The following is a 15,625-nucleotide window of genomic DNA, read 5'->3' as shown; positions in this document are numbered from 1 at the left end:
TGTAAGCCGTTTACGCAATGGTACGGCTGTCTGCCATTTCCACTTGCCAACTCAGTGTTACTTTTAGTCCGCCCAGATCAGATTGCGACAAAATGACACCCGCATCCTCGCCAAAGCGTAATTGCATCCGTTGATGTACATTCCACAGCCCGCAGCCCATTTCCTCACCAAGTGGCTGCTGCAAGCTGTTCCACAATTTAAAGCGACGTTCCTCATCTAATCCTTTGCCATCGTCTTCGACGCTAATATACCAGCGATCCTGTTCACGCCAGCCTTTGATACCAATATGCCCTGCTGCCGAATACGGCTCTACTCCGTGAATAACTGCATTCTCGACTAACGGTTGGATCATAAGCGGCGGAATCGGCACTTCGCGCAGTTCATCCTCTAACTCAATTGTATAATGAAGCCGCGACATGCGCATTTGCTGAATTGCCAAATAGTTGCTAACAAACGCTGTTTCTTCTGCTAGCGGCACCAGATCGCGCTCCTGACGCGTTGTATAACGGTAATACTGGGATAGATTTTTGGACATCGCAATCACTGCCTGCTGGTTGTTCAGCTTCGCCATACTCGTAATAAATGAAAAACAATTATAGAAGAAATGCGGATTGATCTGCGATTGCAGCTGCTTCAGACGTGCCTCACGCACATGAATCTTTTCCAAATAGACATGTTCAAACAGCGTCTGAATCTGCGATACCATCGAATTGAAGCGATCCGCCAAATATGCAAATTCGTTACGTCCCTTCGGCTTGATGCGAACGGAGTAATCTTCCTGCTTGAGTCGATTGAATCCGTAGATCAATTGCCGCATCGGCACCTGCACCTGCGCATACAGCAGATAAGAAGCCAGGCAGCTCATGAGCAGCAGTACAATCATCGCCAAATAAAATAGCCGATTCGAATCGTAGATCGGCTTCAAAATATCATCCAGCGGAATATAATCAACCATATACCAGCCTGTCGCCTCGGAACGCACTACGTTGACCATATACGGCTTGCCTTGCACATTGATCGTCCGACTTTCCAAATCTTGCAGCGGCTGTTCATGCAAGGACGCAATCAATTGATCAGTCAGCCCGTGATCTGCCGAACGATTATAGATGGTGCCGAAGGACGGATTGTAATAAAATGGATCGCGACGTCCATCGCTTTTGAATTTATCTAGCATATCCTGTATGTTACCGCTATCAAATTGTACTTTGACAACGGTACTAATATTGTCTGCTTCTACGGTTGCATTATATGGTGAAATGGATGTCCATGAGAATAGAAACGTTGGCGGCAACGTCGTCGCTGTGCCATTCGTCGTACCTGTCATATTCCCGCCCGGTTCACGACTTACTTGCCAACCAGAATGAAAGCTTTGCAAGGCTTCCCTTTTGTTAATGCTGGTCACATCGTTATCCGTTACAAGTCGCTGTAGGGACGGCGAATAAATGGACAGATGGCTGCGCCAGTTCGAGGAACTTTCCTGAATTGCCAGCTTGCTCTGGATACGCTTGACCAAATTGATTGCATCCAGATTTAGATAATCATTTTGCAAATACAGATCGTTAAAGCTGACAATATCGGGATCATGAATGAGCAGATTCGGCCACGATGCCAGCAGCTCGATATTCGTATTCACCTGATTTTGAAAAAAGCTCAGCTGATTCATATTGGACTTGTTAAGCTCCTCACTCAGCACATCCGCAGTCGTCCGATTAGAATAACTATACAGCACAATTACCGGAATCAACATCAATACGACAAGCAGCACAATCTTGGTGAATAGGTTATAGCGGTACATCGTTCTTCGCACTCCTTCATCATCCCCAGCGTTGGCTGGTGCGGCGGATCATATACATGCCGCCTCTCATCAAAATATAACCCAGCACACTGATCATCAGGATCATGCCGGTAAATACGACCATAAAATGAAGCTCCGACGGGTCTGTTATGATCATCATAACATCATTTAGAATCTTATGGGGATCAGTAAATACATCCCAGCTATTCCAGCGAATAAATCGCCCAATGTAAATACCAATGCTGCTCAATACCAGAATCATCGCCGCGAAAATCCAGCCGCGCACCTGCCCGTAAGCTTCAGCAATATGCTGCTGCACCGACGATAGCGCATAAGCCCCCAACCCCAAACCAAGCAACCCAGCACTGAAAAATAAATACAGATGATACCAGAATTCCAGATCCTTAACAAAACGTCCATTCGGACGATAATGCACAAACGGATGAATCAGATCTGTCACTAGATAAGCCGCATTCGGGTAAAATAACAACCAGCACAAGCCCACAAATCCAACCAGCAGCTTACCGTGCCAGCGCATGCGCCGCTGTGTATACAAACTCAATATGCCATCCAGTATAAGTGCAAGTACAACCGGCACCCACGCAAGGAAGATATCCCAGTTCAAAAATCGATACAGCTCACGTCCCGTATATACGCGCAGATGCATACCGAGCCAGACGCAGAACAATGTCGCGACTAAGAGAGCACCTAATAATATCAACTTGCCTGTCCACGGCTTTGTTCCCCAGATACTATCATTCATCCTACGCCCCTCCTTGCCCTGTATGAGACAATGTCGCGGCAAATCGCTCACAAACTTCCTCAATTTCTTCCCGCCGCACCAGTTGCTTCCGCCAATGTGCAGGAATCTGCTCATATCCGTAATAAATGCCTGCAAGCCCGCCCGTTACTGCACCAGTCGTATCGGTATCCAGCCCAAGATTAACCGCCTTCAGCACCGCATCTTCATAATGATCTGTATGCAGCAGTGTCCAGATCGACGCTTCCAGCGTATGCAGCACATAGCCGCTTGATGAGATTTCTTCTATAGAAGCATGCGTCAGCGAACCGTTTACCACACGTTCAAATCGTGCATATTCAGCATGCTGTGCATAATTCATTTGTATCGTCTGACATGCTGACGCATAACAATCGGCGATCGAACGTCTGTCAGCATGTAGCAATTCCAGTCCGAGTTCGATATAGATCACGCCTGCCAGTAGCGATACCGGATGCCGATGCGTGAGCGAAGATACACGGCGCACCCATTCATACCGTGTCGCAATATCCAGTCCATCCAGTCGATATACAAGTGGCAAAATACGCATCAGCGAACCGTTACCATTGCTATATTCGTCCGTTCCGCCCGCTTCTTCTACAGGCACAGTGCCACTTTCGATGAGGGCAATCGCTTGCGAAGTCGCAATACCGATATCAAACAGTTCATCATGTGCTGTCCATAATCCCTGCCGATACCACTGAATAAATCGGCGACCGAGATCATCTGTATTCAATTGTGGATGCATTATCAAACTGTACAACAAACAATACGTCATCGTACTATCGTCAGACCATGTGCCTGGCAGTTGATTGTGCGTGCCATAGCCAATCATATCTGTAGCTGGATGAGCGGCAATTTCCTGACGATTTTGAAATTCATAAGGTACGCCTACTGCATCACCGACAAACAGCCCAATAATGCCATCGCGTACACGTTCATTTGTATTCATAAGGTATCTTTCCTTTCGGTAAGTTGGTATATTCCTTGTTTATGCGTATGATTCCACATAACATTGATGCTATAATCGTATGTAATCTATAGAGGAGTGAGCAGCATGATTATTGATATTCAGCACGCCAGCTGGCGCAGGGAAACCGGGCTGATCATCGGCGACGTGTCTTGGCAAGTACAGCCTGGCGAACACTGGTGTCTGCTAGGTCTGAACGGCTCCGGCAAAACGACACTGCTTAACATGATCAACGGATACATCTGGCCCACCACCGGAAATATCTCTGTACTTGGGGAGAGATTCGGCGAGGTCAATCTGCGCGAGCATCGCAAAAAGATCGGCTGGGTTAGTACTTCATTACAGCAGCGATTACACGGTCGCGATGTGGCAGAACAGATCGTACTGAGCGGCAAATTTGCATCAATCGGCATTTATACCGAAGTTGCCGACAGTGATCGCGAACAAGCACAACTCCTGATGCGTCAACTGGATGCGCAGCATCTGACCGGACGCACTTATGATACCCTATCTCAAGGAGAGCGGCAACGTATCCTCATTGCCCGCGCACTGATGGCGTCACCGGAATTGCTCATTCTGGATGAGCCATGTACCGGGCTGGATATTTTCGCACGCGATCAGCTATTGCACCGGGTTCAACAAATTGCCATGCAGGAAAACGCACCAACACTAATCTATGTCACCCATCATATTGAAGAGATTATGCCTTGCTTTAACAAAACGCTGTTGCTGCGCGATGGCGATATATTCGCCGCTGGCAATACAGCGGATATGCTGGACTCCCAGCGTCTGAGCGAATTTTTCCAAACCGGTGTCGATGTGCGCCCAGAACCTGGAGAACGCTATTCCATCCGTCTAACTGGCAACTAGCCGAAAGGAGTCATTCATCTATGAAATACAGATATCTCGGCCGCAGCGGCTTGCAAGTTTCCCTGCTCGGTCTCGGAACCAATTCCTTCGGTAAACGTGCCGATAAAAAAACATCAATTCAAATTTTGCATGCTGCCATTGATAGCGGCATTAACTTTATTGATACTGCCAACATTTACGCCAATACTGCTTCGGAGGAAATTATTGGCGAAGGCTTGAAAAATGGCAAACGGCAGCAGGTCATTCTCGCCACCAAAGCAGGATTACCACGCGGGGATGGTGCCAATCAGCAAGGGTCGTCGCGGTATCATTTGCAACGTGAGCTGGATGACAGTCTGCGCCGACTGCAAACCGATCATGTTGATCTATACCAGATTCATACGTTTGATCCGAAAACGCCGCTGGACGAAACATTGCGTACGCTGGAGCATATGGTGCAGTCCGGTAAAGTTCGATATATCGGCGCTTCCAACTATGCTGCATGGGAGCTAATGAAGGCGCTAGGTCTGAGCGACCGCTTGGGAGTAGAGCGCTTTATCTCTTTGCAAACGTCGTATTCCCTTGCCGACCGTACTCCGGAACAGGAATTGATTCCGCTTTGTCTGGATCAGGGCGTCGGTATCATTCCTTATTTTCCATTGGCAGGTGGCATTCTGACTGGCAAATATTCGCAAGAGGACGAAGCACCAGCTGGGTCGCGTGCGGATAAAGACCCTTCATTTAATCGTCTGATGACTGGCGAACGTATCGGTCTGGCTGACGGAATCAGCTGGTTGTCGCGCTCGATGTCTATCGATCCGGCGGTATTGTCATTAGCATGGCTGATGGAGCAACCAGCAGTATCCAGCATCATCGCCGGTGCTACGTCCGTTTCCCAGCTACACAATAATATGCATAGCGTCAATATTACGCTGAGCGATGAAGTAAAGGCAGAATTGGAGCATCTGAGCAAGCCGTTTCGTTATAGTGAACCATTCGCTACTTATCGTCTCTGGTAAGCAACATGATCGTTCTCTCCACCCTTGTTATGTAGGTTTAGCCTCTTACAGAGGTATACGGGATGTACATGGATATGCAATCTGTTGATCCATGTTTACATCCTTTTCCTGCATACGTTACGATTATACTATGCGTTATATGCAATGATTTCATACTCTATGTTGGATGCACATTCTACGCATCTTCTAGTTATATTACTATGTTGTTCCTATTCAAAGGAGGTTAACCGATGTCCCATTTCTCCAAGCATTCCGCTCATACCGATTCGAATTTTACATATCCACAGCACATACAGTTTCCACCTGCATTACAGCCCGGCGACAAGGTTGCCGTTACCGCGCCATCCAGTGGAGTGCCCACCCAGCTGCATCATCTTGTTCATGATATGCGCGATTATTTGACATCACTTGGCTATGAGCCAGTGATCGGCACCAGTGTATGGACAGATGACAAATGCGTAAGTGTACCGAAAAAAGAACGTGCCGCTGAGCTGCAACAATTCCTGCTTGATCCGCAGATCAAAGCCATCATTCCACCGTGGGGCGGCGAATTTCTGATGGAACTACTGCCGCTACTAGATTGGGAGCAAATTCGGACATTGCCACCAAAATGGATTCTGGGCTTTTCTGATACGAGTACGTTAACATTCGTATATACCTTGTATACTGGTTATGCTAGTGCTCACGGACCGAGCGGCGTCGATATTGCACGGGCGGATGACGAGACGACATCGCGCTGGCATGATCTGTTGACCGCCGTTGCCGGGCAACCAGTGGAACAGCAGTCGTCTGCTCATTACCAATCAACTAGTGATTTTAGCAAAGCGGGATTCAAGCTGGATGCGCCGACACGCTGGGAGATTCTCGGTCAGGAACAACAGAAGCAAGCCGAGATCAGGGTGTCTGGTCGACTGCTGGGCGGATGTCTGGATGTACTAACACCGTTAACAGGAACCGTTTGGGCACCAGTTCCCTCTTTTATTGAGCAATATGGAAAAGAAGACGGTATCATCTGGTATCTAGAGAGCTGCGAGATGAACGCCGCCGATATATACCGTCATCTATGGCAATTACAGCAAAATGGCTGGTTCCAGCATACGCGTGCTGTATTGATCGGTCGTCCTGCTGGTTATGTACCGGTAAAAAACTTCAAACTGATCGATGCGTTACATAGTGCGTTTGACGAGCTGGATTTCCCGGTTATTTACAACGTGGATATCGGTCATATTCCGCCGCAGGTAACGTTGATTAACGGCGCAAAAGCAGAGCTTACAGTAACAGACGGCAAAGGAACCATTGTTCAGACGCTGAACTAAGCGCTACATTTTGAAAACTACCTTCTAAAAAAACTTTACTAGATGCAGCAAAGCATCACTTGATCAACAGCTTTACCTTCAATCCTAACTTCATACGTATTCTTACCACAACATCCCCTGTGCTGCTCATATCGATAAATTGACTTGTACCTGCCGGAACTTTAAAAATAATCCGTTCCCAAGTCAGTGTACGATCCAGATGCAGCCACAGGGGATGTTATCATTTTCTTCTTATTAATAGATGCCGAACGCCATGCAAAATACCGTAGCCCAGACAAGCGCCCAGCGTATTCAGCACAATATCATCCACATCGAATGTTCCACGTCTCGTTATCAACTGCAAGATTTCCAGTACTAGAATGAATAATGCAAATGCACCTGCAAACGGCAGCACCCTCACACTACGCACGACCGGAATCAACAAACCAAACGGCACAAACACAACGACATTTCCTAGCAAATTAATCCACTGATCCATCGTCGTCCCAATACGCATCGTTGCAAAATCAGCAATGGTTCGCAACGGAATCACATTATACCGATACGGCGTATCCTCGTCGGGCGCATGACGACCAAATCCGAAAAACATCCAATACACCAGCAAAATCGTATACCCAATCACCAAAAAAGCAGCGATTCTTGTTCGCATCATACAGATTGCATGGAAGATGGCGATTGTACTCTATGATGCTCAAGCGAAGTGTAGTGCTCCCCCGTCGTATCAGCAAGCAGCAATTCCAGCAATCCATTCGGTACTAGCAATGCATGTGGATGGTGCTCTATTTCCTCTAGCGTTTTCCACACCGCTCGATACGTCGCCTCTCCTTCTATACCTTCGATCACTTCCTGCTCATACCACTGTTGATCCGGCAACTTCCCTTCATAAATAAAAGCCAGGTCATGCCCGTATTGCGGATGTTCAGGCAGCTCCTCTACCTGTACACCGTTGATTTCGGCGATTTCCAGTCTATTGGTTTGGTAATGATTTTCGATCACATAACGTAAGCTAGGCTGCTCAATAACAGCACCAATCTCCTCCTGCACTTCGCGCACAACGGTATCGATACTGCGCTCGCCATATTCTATCGTTCCGCCGATTGGACGATACATGATACGTCCACTACTGGCATAAATCGCTTCTTGAAACAAATATCGTCCCTCATGCTCAAACAGACAGAGACAGGATATGCGTATACTCATCTTCACCACTCCTTTGCTATGTATGATTGCTTCTGTATATCTCTCCATCGCAGTGCGGTTTCACGGTACAATTTGCGGCCGATTTTGATCGTTTGTTCCTTGTAAGGTACAGCTCCGTAATGCTGGTAAAAGCGCACAGCTGGATTGTCGCGCAGTGCCCAGACGATCACATGATCATACTGCTGTTGTTGCAGCCATTGCAGCATTCGGGACAGCAATTGTCCACCCCAGCCTTGCCCTTGTGCAGATGATACCAAATACAGCGCGTAGATCTCCCCCTCGCGCTGTCCGTTTATGTTGGATACAGATAGTTCACGACTGCTTCCACCGCTAATAAAGCCGGTAATTACGCCCGCTTCATTCTCTAACACTAGTAACTGATACTGCTCATTCATTCGTTTCAATTGCTCCTGCCATGCCTGCTGACGTTGCGGCACGGACAATTGCTGTAAATACGCCATATCCAGCAACCCAGCATAGGTCGTCTGCCAGCTATGTACATGAACGATGGCAATCCCTGCTTCATCGCCCGGTCTGGCATGGCGGATAATCATGTTGTGCGACCTCCTTTGGTTGTGTGGATTTCATACTTGTTTGCAATCTTAGCTTGCTTCTTTGAGATCATCTTATGAACGATCAACTTACGAATACATACTACCCCTTAACGAATCAAATGCAGACAAAAGTCCAAATCCGCCTGTAAATGCTCCTTCATCAGCTTCTCTGCCGTATCGCCGTCATGCGCCTGAATCGCTTCGCAAATCCGCGCATGTTCTTCGATCAGAAATGGTCGGTCATGCAGTACAACCTTTTGCCGGAACAAGTAAATGACCGATTGCATCTGATCAAACAGATCGATCATCCGTGCATTGTTGCTCGCCTGCATAATGATCTCGTGAAATTCGCGGTTAGCTTCCATAATCTCGTCCTTGCTACCTTCTCTGCCAATCTGCACACAGTGCTTGAGCTTATCCAGCTCAGCGGTGGATAGAAATGTGGCGGCACTGCGCGCGGCATACCCTTCGAGCAGCATGCGTAATTCAAATGTATTACGCAAATCCGTCTCCGTCAGCTTGACCACTCGTTTGTTGACGATTAGCCCTTCCTGCTCCAGCTTGCGGATCGCTTCACGAATCGGTGTACGGCTGACACCTAGCTCGGTAGCCAGCTTTTCCTCAGTTAACTTGATTCCCTGTTTTAAATGACCGTTCAAAATCATATCCCGCAGCACTTCATACGATTGTGCATAAGCGGAACGCACTTTGCCATGATCCTGTTCCATTGTTGTTCACCTCTGTAGTTTACTTTAGCGAAAATCATTTTAATGCACAACCTGATACTAAGAAGCTTTCAAGAGATCAAATTTAAAAAGAATACATTTTCTTTAAAATTGTATACAAAAATTAAATTATTGTGTACAATAACTTTCGAAGAGAGACTGATACCGCTTTCAAAAGCAGGATAGGAGGAAATACAATGCAAAAACGTTTAGGATTTATCGGGTTAGGTATTATGGGACGACCTATGGTGAGTAACTTGCTACAAGCTGGTCATCAGGTAACTGTATTCGATATTAATACAGCCGCCGTAGATCATCTCATGTCACAAGGTGCGAATAGTGGTGCAACTCCGGCAGATGTGGCAGCGCAGAGCGAGATCGTGTTCACGATGTTGCCGAACTCCAGTCATGTACAGCAGGTCGTACTTGGTGAGAATGGTGTTCTGCAAGGGGCGGCTCCAGGCACTATTATTGTCGATATGAGTTCCATATCACCAGTCATCTCACGGGATATTGCCACCGCTGTACAAGCTGCCGGTTTACATATGATCGATGCCCCTGTTAGTGGTGGCGAACCCAAAGCGATCGACGGTACGCTGGCTATTATGGCAGGCGGAGATGAGAGCGTATTCACTTCTATTTTGCCAATACTGCAAGTGATGGGTAGTCAGGTCATTCGAGTCGGCGATAACGGCTCTGGGGCGACTGCCAAGCTGGCAAACCAGATTATCGTCAACCTGAATATTGCTGCGATGTCGGAAGCACTCGTCTTCGCTGCCAAAGCCGGGATCGATATTGGCAATATGTATCAGGCGATTCGTAGCGGTCTGGCAGGCAGTGCCGTACTGGATGCCAAAGTACCGCTCATTCTGGAACGTAACTTTGTCGCTGGCGGACGAATCGATATTAATCTGAAGGATATGACCAATGTAATGGAAACAGCGCATGACATCGGAGTTCCGCTACCGCTCAGCAGCCAACTGCTCGAAATCTTCCATGCGTTAAAAATTGATGGCAAAGCAGCAGATGATCACGGCGGAATCGTGCAGTATTTTGAAAAGTTGGCAGGCGTTGAGGTTCGAGCGAATTCCGCAAATTGATATCTGTGATCCACTGATCATTAGCATGACTGTATGGGATAAGAGTCATTTTCACCAATACCCGCCAATTCATCGCATATATTAGCCCGCCGTACAAATACTACCAAAATCACGACATGAGGTGAGCAGAATGAATACCCCTTTTTCCAAAGTAACACTGGAACAACTTTCGCAACATCTGCCTGCTGAAGCGCCGCTGGACGGCGCACGGCAGCAAATTGCGAAGTGGCAACAACAACGCAATCGCAAAATCATCGTGTTGGATGATGATCCAACCGGTGTACAGACGGTACATGATATTTATGTACTCACGCAGTGGGATGAGGAACTATTGCGACAGGCTTTTCTGGCGCCAGAGCCGGTGTTTTACATTTTGACCAATACACGCGGAATGGATGCGGATAGCGCTGAACGCATCAATCGCGAGATTGCCGCTAATGTATGCAAAGTGGCAGACAAGGTTGGACAGGAATTTACATTTATTAGCCGCAGTGATTCGATGCTGCGCGGGTATTATCCGCTGGAAATTGATGTGCTGGCAGAGGAGGTGTCGAAGCGACAGGGGCATTCTTTTGATGGGCACCTGATCATTCCGGCTTTCTTAGAAGGCGGACGATTTACGATCAATAATACCCACTATATGCTAGATAACGCTGTGCTGATTCCAGTGCACGAAACCGAATTTGCACAGGATAGCGTATTCGGATACAAGAACGGCGATCTTACACAATGGGTAGCCGAGAAAACGGCAGATCGCTTCACCGCCTCTCAATGTCTGGTCATTTCGCTAGAGCAACTGCGTAGCCATCCCCAACAGGTCGATGCACTGCTCATGCAGGCAACAGACAATGTACCGATTATCGCAAATGTCATCTCGTACGCTGATATGGATCTGCTGTCATTGGCACTACTACGGGCAGAGCAAAATGGTAAACGCTTTATTTTCCGTACAGCAGCTTCCTTTGTCAAATCGTATGCAGGCATTAACGATGTAGATTACCTTTCGGCGGATCAGCTCATTGCGGATGCGCAAAGTGAGCACGGCGGTATCGTCATTGTTGGCTCGTACGTACAGAAGACAACGCGCCAGCTGGAGCAGTTATTGCAATTGGAGCATGTGATCGGATTGGAAATGAATGTGGAGCAGCTATTGGATGATGCTACCCGTGAGCCAGAAATCCAGCGTGTACAGCATGCAGCCAATACCCATCTATCTAGCGGAACCAATGTCGTTGTGTATAGCAGTCGTCGCCTGATTACCGCAAGTACTAAGGTGGACAATTTCCAGATTAGTGCTACCGTCTCTGCGGCGCTGGTGCATATTGTGCAATCGTTGCAGGTCGCTCCGAAGTTTATTATCGCCAAGGGCGGAATCACTTCAAGTGATGTCGCTACCCGTGGTCTATCCATTCAACGTGCGCTAGTACTTGGTCAGGTGAGCGCTGGTATCCCGGTCTGGCTGACAGGTGCAGAAGCCAAATTCCATGGCATTCCTTATATCGTATTCCCTGGCAATGTCGGCAACGATACCACACTGCGGGAAACTGTAGACAACATACAACAGCATCACTCGTAAATTCCAATCGGTAGACGGAGAGCCTTCACTGCTCTCCCTACCAAATGTATGCAGGAGGGACAACCTATGTACGCTGTATTCGGTTTAAGTCATAATGCTAGTCTGCTGCTCTATGCAGCCATCTCTATCATCGGGCTGATCGTATTGATTGCCCGCTTCAAAATGAATCCGTTTATCGCCCTCATTCTCGGTGCGGTATTTATGGGTCTGATCGCCGGTATGCCGCTCAAAGATATCGTTAGCTCGTTTCAGGAAGGAGTCGCCAGTGTCCTCGGCTTTATCGCAATTGTACTGGGACTCGGTACGATGCTTGGTAAACTGATGGCGGAATCCGGCGGTGCCGAGCGTATTGCCAATACAATGGTACGCGTCTTTGGCGAGAAAAATGTTCACTGGGCGATGATGGTTGTCGCTGTCATTTGTGGGATTCCCGTCTTTATTCAGGTTGGTATTGTACTGCTATTCCCGCTCGTCTTTGTCATCGCCAAGAAAACCGGCACCTCGCTGATCAAAATCGGCATCTCGCTGCTCGCTGGGCTTGCGGTTGTACATAGTCTGATTCCGCCCCATCCGGCGGCAATGCTGGCAGTAGGCATTTTCAGCGCGGATGTTGGTAAAACAATCTTCCTCGCGCTGATCGTATCTATCCCGGCGGCAGCGATTGCCGGTCCACTGTACGGCAGCTGGATTTCCAAACGGATTGTAGTTCAAGGCAGCAGCGAGCTGATGGAGCAATTTACCGAAACGAAGCAAAAGGAATTACCCGGCTTCGGCATTACATTGTTTACGATTTTGCTGCCGGTGATTCTGATGCTGATCTCCACCGTTGTCAGTCTGATTTTGCCGGAAACGAATATGTTCCGTCAGGTCGTTGATTTTATTGGTAGTCCCGTAATTGCACTATTGATCGCGCTGCTATTCTCGCTCTATTCGTTCGGGTATGCACGCGGATTCAACAGCAAGCAATTGCTCACCTTTACTAATGATTGTCTTGGTCCGGTCGCTTCCATCGTATTGCTGATCGGTGCAGGTGGCGGATTCAACAAAATTCTGACTGCCAGTGGTGTCGGTGATGCTATCGCTGCCTTTGCCCAGACGGCGCATCTGTCACCACTCTTGCTCGCCTTCCTGATCGCCGGTCTGATTCGCGCAGCAGTGGGTTCGGCTACCGTTGCCATGACGACTGCTGCCGGAATTGTCGCACCGATTGCCGTTACGATGCCGGGTGTAAGCCCTGAATTGCTCGTGCTCGCTACCGGCGCAGGCTCTATCATTTTATCCCATGTGAACGATTCAGGCTTCTGGATTGTGAAGCAATATCTGAATCTGTCCGTACCAGATACGCTAAAAACATGGACCGTGATGGAGACGCTACTCGGCTTTGTCGCTTTTGGTATCGTGATGATTCTGAGTGTGTTTGTGTAGATTCACCGGAATATTTGCTACTTAAAAACACTTCTTGATTGGACTCAAGTACGCTTGGCAATGCTAGCGCAGCTTGTTCCAGCAGGAAGTGTTTTCGTGTGAGTGTTCATATAGAACATTTCATACAACATGTTCTTACCTATATTCATACAAACGATATGCAAGTAAGTGTAGTCGTTCCGATCCTATACACATCTGGATCTTATACTAATCCGATTGATCATATTGCCAAGCCTTATATCCCATAAGATAAAAGTCCGCCAGATCATGACGTCCTGTACTACGAAAGCGCTGCTCTGCTTCCTCCATACTCACTACATCTACAATCTCCACCTGCTCTCCATCCAACGGATTCAGCGGCTGACCATCCAGCTGCACCTGCCCATATCCCGCCAATCGGATAAATTGCGGATGCGGAATATGCGGACGGTACGGCACATCCGATGAGGAACGACAGTCAAAATAGCCAAACACCTGATAGTCTAGCAGCGTCCCACCGATCTCCTCTACGACTTCGCGCCGCAATCCTTCCAGTGGACGTTCACCCGGTTCCAGCGTACCGCCTGGCAATTCCCAGCGTCCATCGGTCAGTCGAATCATCACCACCTGATTGCCGACCATCGGCACAATCGACACATTGCTGATCAATGCTTGTTGTTGTGGCGACAACTGCGCTGCTGGCTGAAAAGAAGCCGTCACTGGTCCCCACACGATTGGCGAAGATAACGTGCTCAATGAATAGTAATAACGCTCCATTTCTAGCGTGCGCCGTGCTGCCTGCATCCACGGATGCACAACAGCCAATCTGCCCGGTTCACCGAAAATATAATCAACATACACATCAATCGCATCATCCAGCGAACCATCCACCGCCTGCCGCATCAAAGATAGATACGGTGCCGAATCCGACGATGCCCACGACAGCTTATCCGCGATAAACAGCAACTTATCCATCTGCGCCATCTTTCCTTTTAACGTCGTATGACAACTGATCGCACTGAGTAATGCCGGATCGTCCAAACCAAATACATGCTCCGCCATCCACGCAGACAATTTTTGATGCAGTAGAAAAGGAACCTGTCGCTCCGCATCTACTACCTCCAGCCCCAATTGTAGCGCCAACTCCAGCTTGTGCTGGTCTGGAATGACGGTAGACATATCATGCAGCCACCCACCCAGCACCGCGATGTGCACATCCTGATCATACCGCTGTGCCAGCTGCTGCGCCTGATTCGCAACTTCCTGACAATGCTTCCACGTATCCAATGCGTCATTATGTTCAAAAAAATATGCTATATAATCGTTTAGCATTCTTTGTTCATTCAGTGATTCAGTCAGTGGTGGAACATACCTCGATATGGACTGAGGAATATCCAGTTTGTGCAGCGGAATATCCCATGTTTGATTGTGCATTCTCAAGTTCCCTCCATCTATTGGGCATGTTGAATATAGCATTGCAGTTATTTCTAGCGTATATATAAAAAAGATTGATCAGTCATCTCAAAGAAAATGACTAAGTAACCTAGTAATCCTTGATTTCAAATGGTAAATTGTAGTCATAAAAGAAAATTATAGTTTTATAAAAGAATACATATCGCACCTGAACAGCATGAGTCATTGGGCAGTCAAGCAAACCTTTACTCATCCCTTTACAACGAAAGGAGGTTCCATTGCTCAATAGTTCCCACAATCCACTATGGTTTTAGAGAGGAGCATCATAATGAGTATATCTGCAATTTTGTTGATCCGCAAAAAGGTGATGTTGCTTACACTATCTCTGATGATGTTGCTGCTTGCTGTTGCACCTATTGCAGGTGCTGCCGGTTTTATTGAAGCGCACTGGAAATATAAAGTTACACCAGCCAATCCAATTTACTATAGCGCTACTTTTGGTCAAGGCTACTTTTTCAATGTAAAAACAAACTTTCAATTAAAGGACAGTCAAAAAGCAATTTTTTCTATTGAAAAATATTCTAAGGAACGTAAAAAATGGGAACCTTATACAGTAACGATCTTGCATGCAGGTCAAGAAATTCAGCAGTTCCCTCATCAAAATGGCGTTGATCTTCAGGAGCATCCCGGTACGTATCGGTTTACATTCAGCTTTGATGGAATTGATACCAAAAGTGGGGGATTGGATCTTCTTTACTAACACTATAACAATCTGTACAACTATCATTGAATATGAATATCTGTATATTGAAAACCACTGTAATGCAAAACAACCGGCTTTCCGTAAGGGAAGCCGGTTATTTCTATACGATCTGGATAAGGAAGCTTCAACTTCCATCGCAAATAGTGGGGTTATTATATTTCTA

15 protein-coding genes are annotated in these 15,625 nt (G+C 47.4%); 7 read left to right on the top strand and 8 right to left on the bottom strand.

Going from position 1 to position 15,625, the window contains the following annotated elements; all coding sequences use genetic code 11:
- Positions 1-10: 10 nt before the first annotated feature.
- From ACDE64_RS10250 to ACDE64_RS10240, 3 genes are read right to left on the bottom strand one after another with little or no spacing between them, the layout of a single operon-like run.
- Complete coding sequence (locus tag ACDE64_RS10250; protein WP_411349924.1) at positions 11-1,795, bottom strand: sensor histidine kinase; 1,785 nt, start codon at positions 1,793-1,795, stop codon at positions 11-13.
- A gap of 19 nt (positions 1,796-1,814) precedes the next feature.
- Positions 1,815-2,558, bottom strand: a complete 744-nt coding sequence (locus ACDE64_RS10245; protein ID WP_411349923.1) for a DUF1361 domain-containing protein — start codon at positions 2,556-2,558, stop codon at positions 1,815-1,817.
- 1 nt (position 2,559) lies between these two features.
- Complete coding sequence (locus tag ACDE64_RS10240) at positions 2,560-3,525, bottom strand: ADP-ribosylglycohydrolase family protein (RefSeq protein WP_411349922.1); 966 nt, start codon at positions 3,523-3,525, stop codon at positions 2,560-2,562.
- 105 nt (positions 3,526-3,630) lie between these two features.
- On the opposite strand from ACDE64_RS10240, the gene ACDE64_RS10235 reads away from it, so the two are divergent.
- The 3 genes from ACDE64_RS10235 to ACDE64_RS10225 all read left to right on the top strand — a co-directional run bounded on the left by ACDE64_RS10235 (position 3,631) and on the right by ACDE64_RS10225 (position 6,727).
- Complete coding sequence (locus tag ACDE64_RS10235) at positions 3,631-4,413, top strand: ABC transporter ATP-binding protein (RefSeq protein WP_411349921.1); 783 nt, start codon at positions 3,631-3,633, stop codon at positions 4,411-4,413.
- 20 nt (positions 4,414-4,433) lie between these two features.
- Positions 4,434-5,411, top strand: a complete 978-nt coding sequence (locus tag ACDE64_RS10230; RefSeq protein WP_411346358.1) for an aldo/keto reductase — start codon at positions 4,434-4,436, stop codon at positions 5,409-5,411.
- A 230-nt stretch (positions 5,412-5,641) separates the two neighbouring features.
- Positions 5,642-6,727: a S66 peptidase family protein gene (locus tag ACDE64_RS10225; protein ID WP_411349920.1), complete on the top strand. Its 1,086-nt coding sequence runs from the start codon at positions 5,642-5,644 to the stop codon at positions 6,725-6,727.
- Between the two features lie 220 nt (positions 6,728-6,947).
- Here the strand turns inward: ACDE64_RS10225 and ACDE64_RS10220 are convergent, their stop codons facing one another.
- The 4 genes from ACDE64_RS10220 to ACDE64_RS10205 all read right to left on the bottom strand — a co-directional run bounded on the left by ACDE64_RS10220 (position 6,948) and on the right by ACDE64_RS10205 (position 9,209).
- Positions 6,948-7,379 (bottom strand): VanZ family protein, encoded by a 432-nt coding sequence (locus tag ACDE64_RS10220; RefSeq protein WP_411349919.1) that lies wholly within the window; start codon positions 7,377-7,379, stop codon positions 6,948-6,950.
- On the bottom strand, positions 7,376-7,927 hold the full coding sequence (locus ACDE64_RS10215; protein WP_411349918.1) for an NUDIX domain-containing protein: 552 nt from the start codon (positions 7,925-7,927) through the stop codon (positions 7,376-7,378). Before ACDE64_RS10215 ends, ACDE64_RS10220 begins: the two co-directional genes overlap by 4 nt.
- Before the next feature lie 2 nt (positions 7,928-7,929).
- On the bottom strand, positions 7,930-8,481 hold the full coding sequence (locus ACDE64_RS10210; protein ID WP_411349917.1) for a GNAT family N-acetyltransferase: 552 nt from the start codon (positions 8,479-8,481) through the stop codon (positions 7,930-7,932).
- A 107-nt stretch (positions 8,482-8,588) separates the two neighbouring features.
- Positions 8,589-9,209, bottom strand: coding sequence for a GntR family transcriptional regulator (locus tag ACDE64_RS10205; protein ID WP_411349916.1), 621 nt, complete (start codon positions 9,207-9,209; stop codon positions 8,589-8,591).
- Between the two features lie 179 nt (positions 9,210-9,388).
- Here ACDE64_RS10205 and garR point away from each other — a divergent pair, with 179 nt between their 5' ends.
- The 3 genes from garR to ACDE64_RS10190 all read left to right on the top strand — a co-directional run bounded on the left by garR (position 9,389) and on the right by ACDE64_RS10190 (position 13,307).
- A complete protein-coding gene (gene garR, locus ACDE64_RS10200; protein WP_411350263.1) occupies positions 9,389-10,306 on the top strand; it encodes a 2-hydroxy-3-oxopropionate reductase in 918 nt (305 codons plus the stop codon).
- A gap of 130 nt (positions 10,307-10,436) precedes the next feature.
- Positions 10,437-11,882, top strand: a complete 1,446-nt coding sequence (locus tag ACDE64_RS10195; protein WP_411349915.1) for a four-carbon acid sugar kinase family protein — start codon at positions 10,437-10,439, stop codon at positions 11,880-11,882.
- A 66-nt stretch (positions 11,883-11,948) separates the two neighbouring features.
- A complete protein-coding gene (locus tag ACDE64_RS10190) occupies positions 11,949-13,307 on the top strand; it encodes a GntP family permease (protein ID WP_411346351.1) in 1,359 nt (452 codons plus the stop codon).
- A 207-nt stretch (positions 13,308-13,514) separates the two neighbouring features.
- Here ACDE64_RS10190 and yqeK read toward each other — a convergent pair whose 3' ends face one another.
- Complete coding sequence (gene yqeK, locus ACDE64_RS10185; RefSeq protein ID WP_411349914.1) at positions 13,515-14,720, bottom strand: bis(5'-nucleosyl)-tetraphosphatase (symmetrical) YqeK; 1,206 nt, start codon at positions 14,718-14,720, stop codon at positions 13,515-13,517.
- Positions 14,721-15,027: 307 nt separating this feature from the next.
- On the opposite strand from yqeK, the gene ACDE64_RS10180 reads away from it, so the two are divergent.
- Positions 15,028-15,459, top strand: coding sequence for a hypothetical protein (locus tag ACDE64_RS10180; RefSeq protein WP_411349913.1), 432 nt, complete (start codon positions 15,028-15,030; stop codon positions 15,457-15,459).
- The last annotated feature ends 166 nt before the right edge of the window (positions 15,460-15,625 follow it).

This window comes from Paenibacillus sp. WLX2291 (genome assembly GCF_046603665.1).
Lineage (GTDB): Bacteria > Bacillota > Bacilli > Paenibacillales > Paenibacillaceae > Saccharibacillus.
Note: the sequence above shows the minus strand (reverse complement) of the source record. Positions and strands in the feature narration are given on the sequence as shown.

What these genes read in the sequence shown, in the direction of transcription:
- ACDE64_RS10190 (WP_411346351.1), top strand. Translation starts at nt 11,949, where the DNA reads ATGTACGCTGTATTCGGTTTAAGTCATAATGCTAGTCTGCTGCTCTAT.
- ACDE64_RS10225 (WP_411349920.1), top strand. Translation starts at nt 5,642, where the DNA reads ATGTCCCATTTCTCCAAGCATTCCGCTCATACCGATTCGAATTTTACA.
- ACDE64_RS10230 (WP_411346358.1), top strand. Translation starts at nt 4,434, where the DNA reads ATGAAATACAGATATCTCGGCCGCAGCGGCTTGCAAGTTTCCCTGCTC.
- yqeK (WP_411349914.1), bottom strand. Translation starts at nt 14,720, where the DNA reads ATGCACAATCAAACATGGGATATTCCGCTGCACAAACTGGATATTCCT.
- ACDE64_RS10195 (WP_411349915.1), top strand. Translation starts at nt 10,437, where the DNA reads ATGAATACCCCTTTTTCCAAAGTAACACTGGAACAACTTTCGCAACAT.
- ACDE64_RS10220 (WP_411349919.1), bottom strand. Translation starts at nt 7,379, where the DNA reads ATGATGCGAACAAGAATCGCTGCTTTTTTGGTGATTGGGTATACGATT.
- ACDE64_RS10240 (WP_411349922.1), bottom strand. Translation starts at nt 3,525, where the DNA reads ATGAATACAAATGAACGTGTACGCGATGGCATTATTGGGCTGTTTGTC.
- ACDE64_RS10250 (WP_411349924.1), bottom strand. Translation starts at nt 1,795, where the DNA reads ATGTACCGCTATAACCTATTCACCAAGATTGTGCTGCTTGTCGTATTG.
- ACDE64_RS10235 (WP_411349921.1), top strand. Translation starts at nt 3,631, where the DNA reads ATGATTATTGATATTCAGCACGCCAGCTGGCGCAGGGAAACCGGGCTG.
- ACDE64_RS10205 (WP_411349916.1), bottom strand. Translation starts at nt 9,209, where the DNA reads ATGGAACAGGATCATGGCAAAGTGCGTTCCGCTTATGCACAATCGTAT.
- ACDE64_RS10180 (WP_411349913.1), top strand. Translation starts at nt 15,028, where the DNA reads ATGAGTATATCTGCAATTTTGTTGATCCGCAAAAAGGTGATGTTGCTT.
- ACDE64_RS10215 (WP_411349918.1), bottom strand. Translation starts at nt 7,927, where the DNA reads ATGAGTATACGCATATCCTGTCTCTGTCTGTTTGAGCATGAGGGACGA.
- ACDE64_RS10245 (WP_411349923.1), bottom strand. Translation starts at nt 2,558, where the DNA reads ATGAATGATAGTATCTGGGGAACAAAGCCGTGGACAGGCAAGTTGATA.
- ACDE64_RS10210 (WP_411349917.1), bottom strand. Translation starts at nt 8,481, where the DNA reads ATGATTATCCGCCATGCCAGACCGGGCGATGAAGCAGGGATTGCCATC.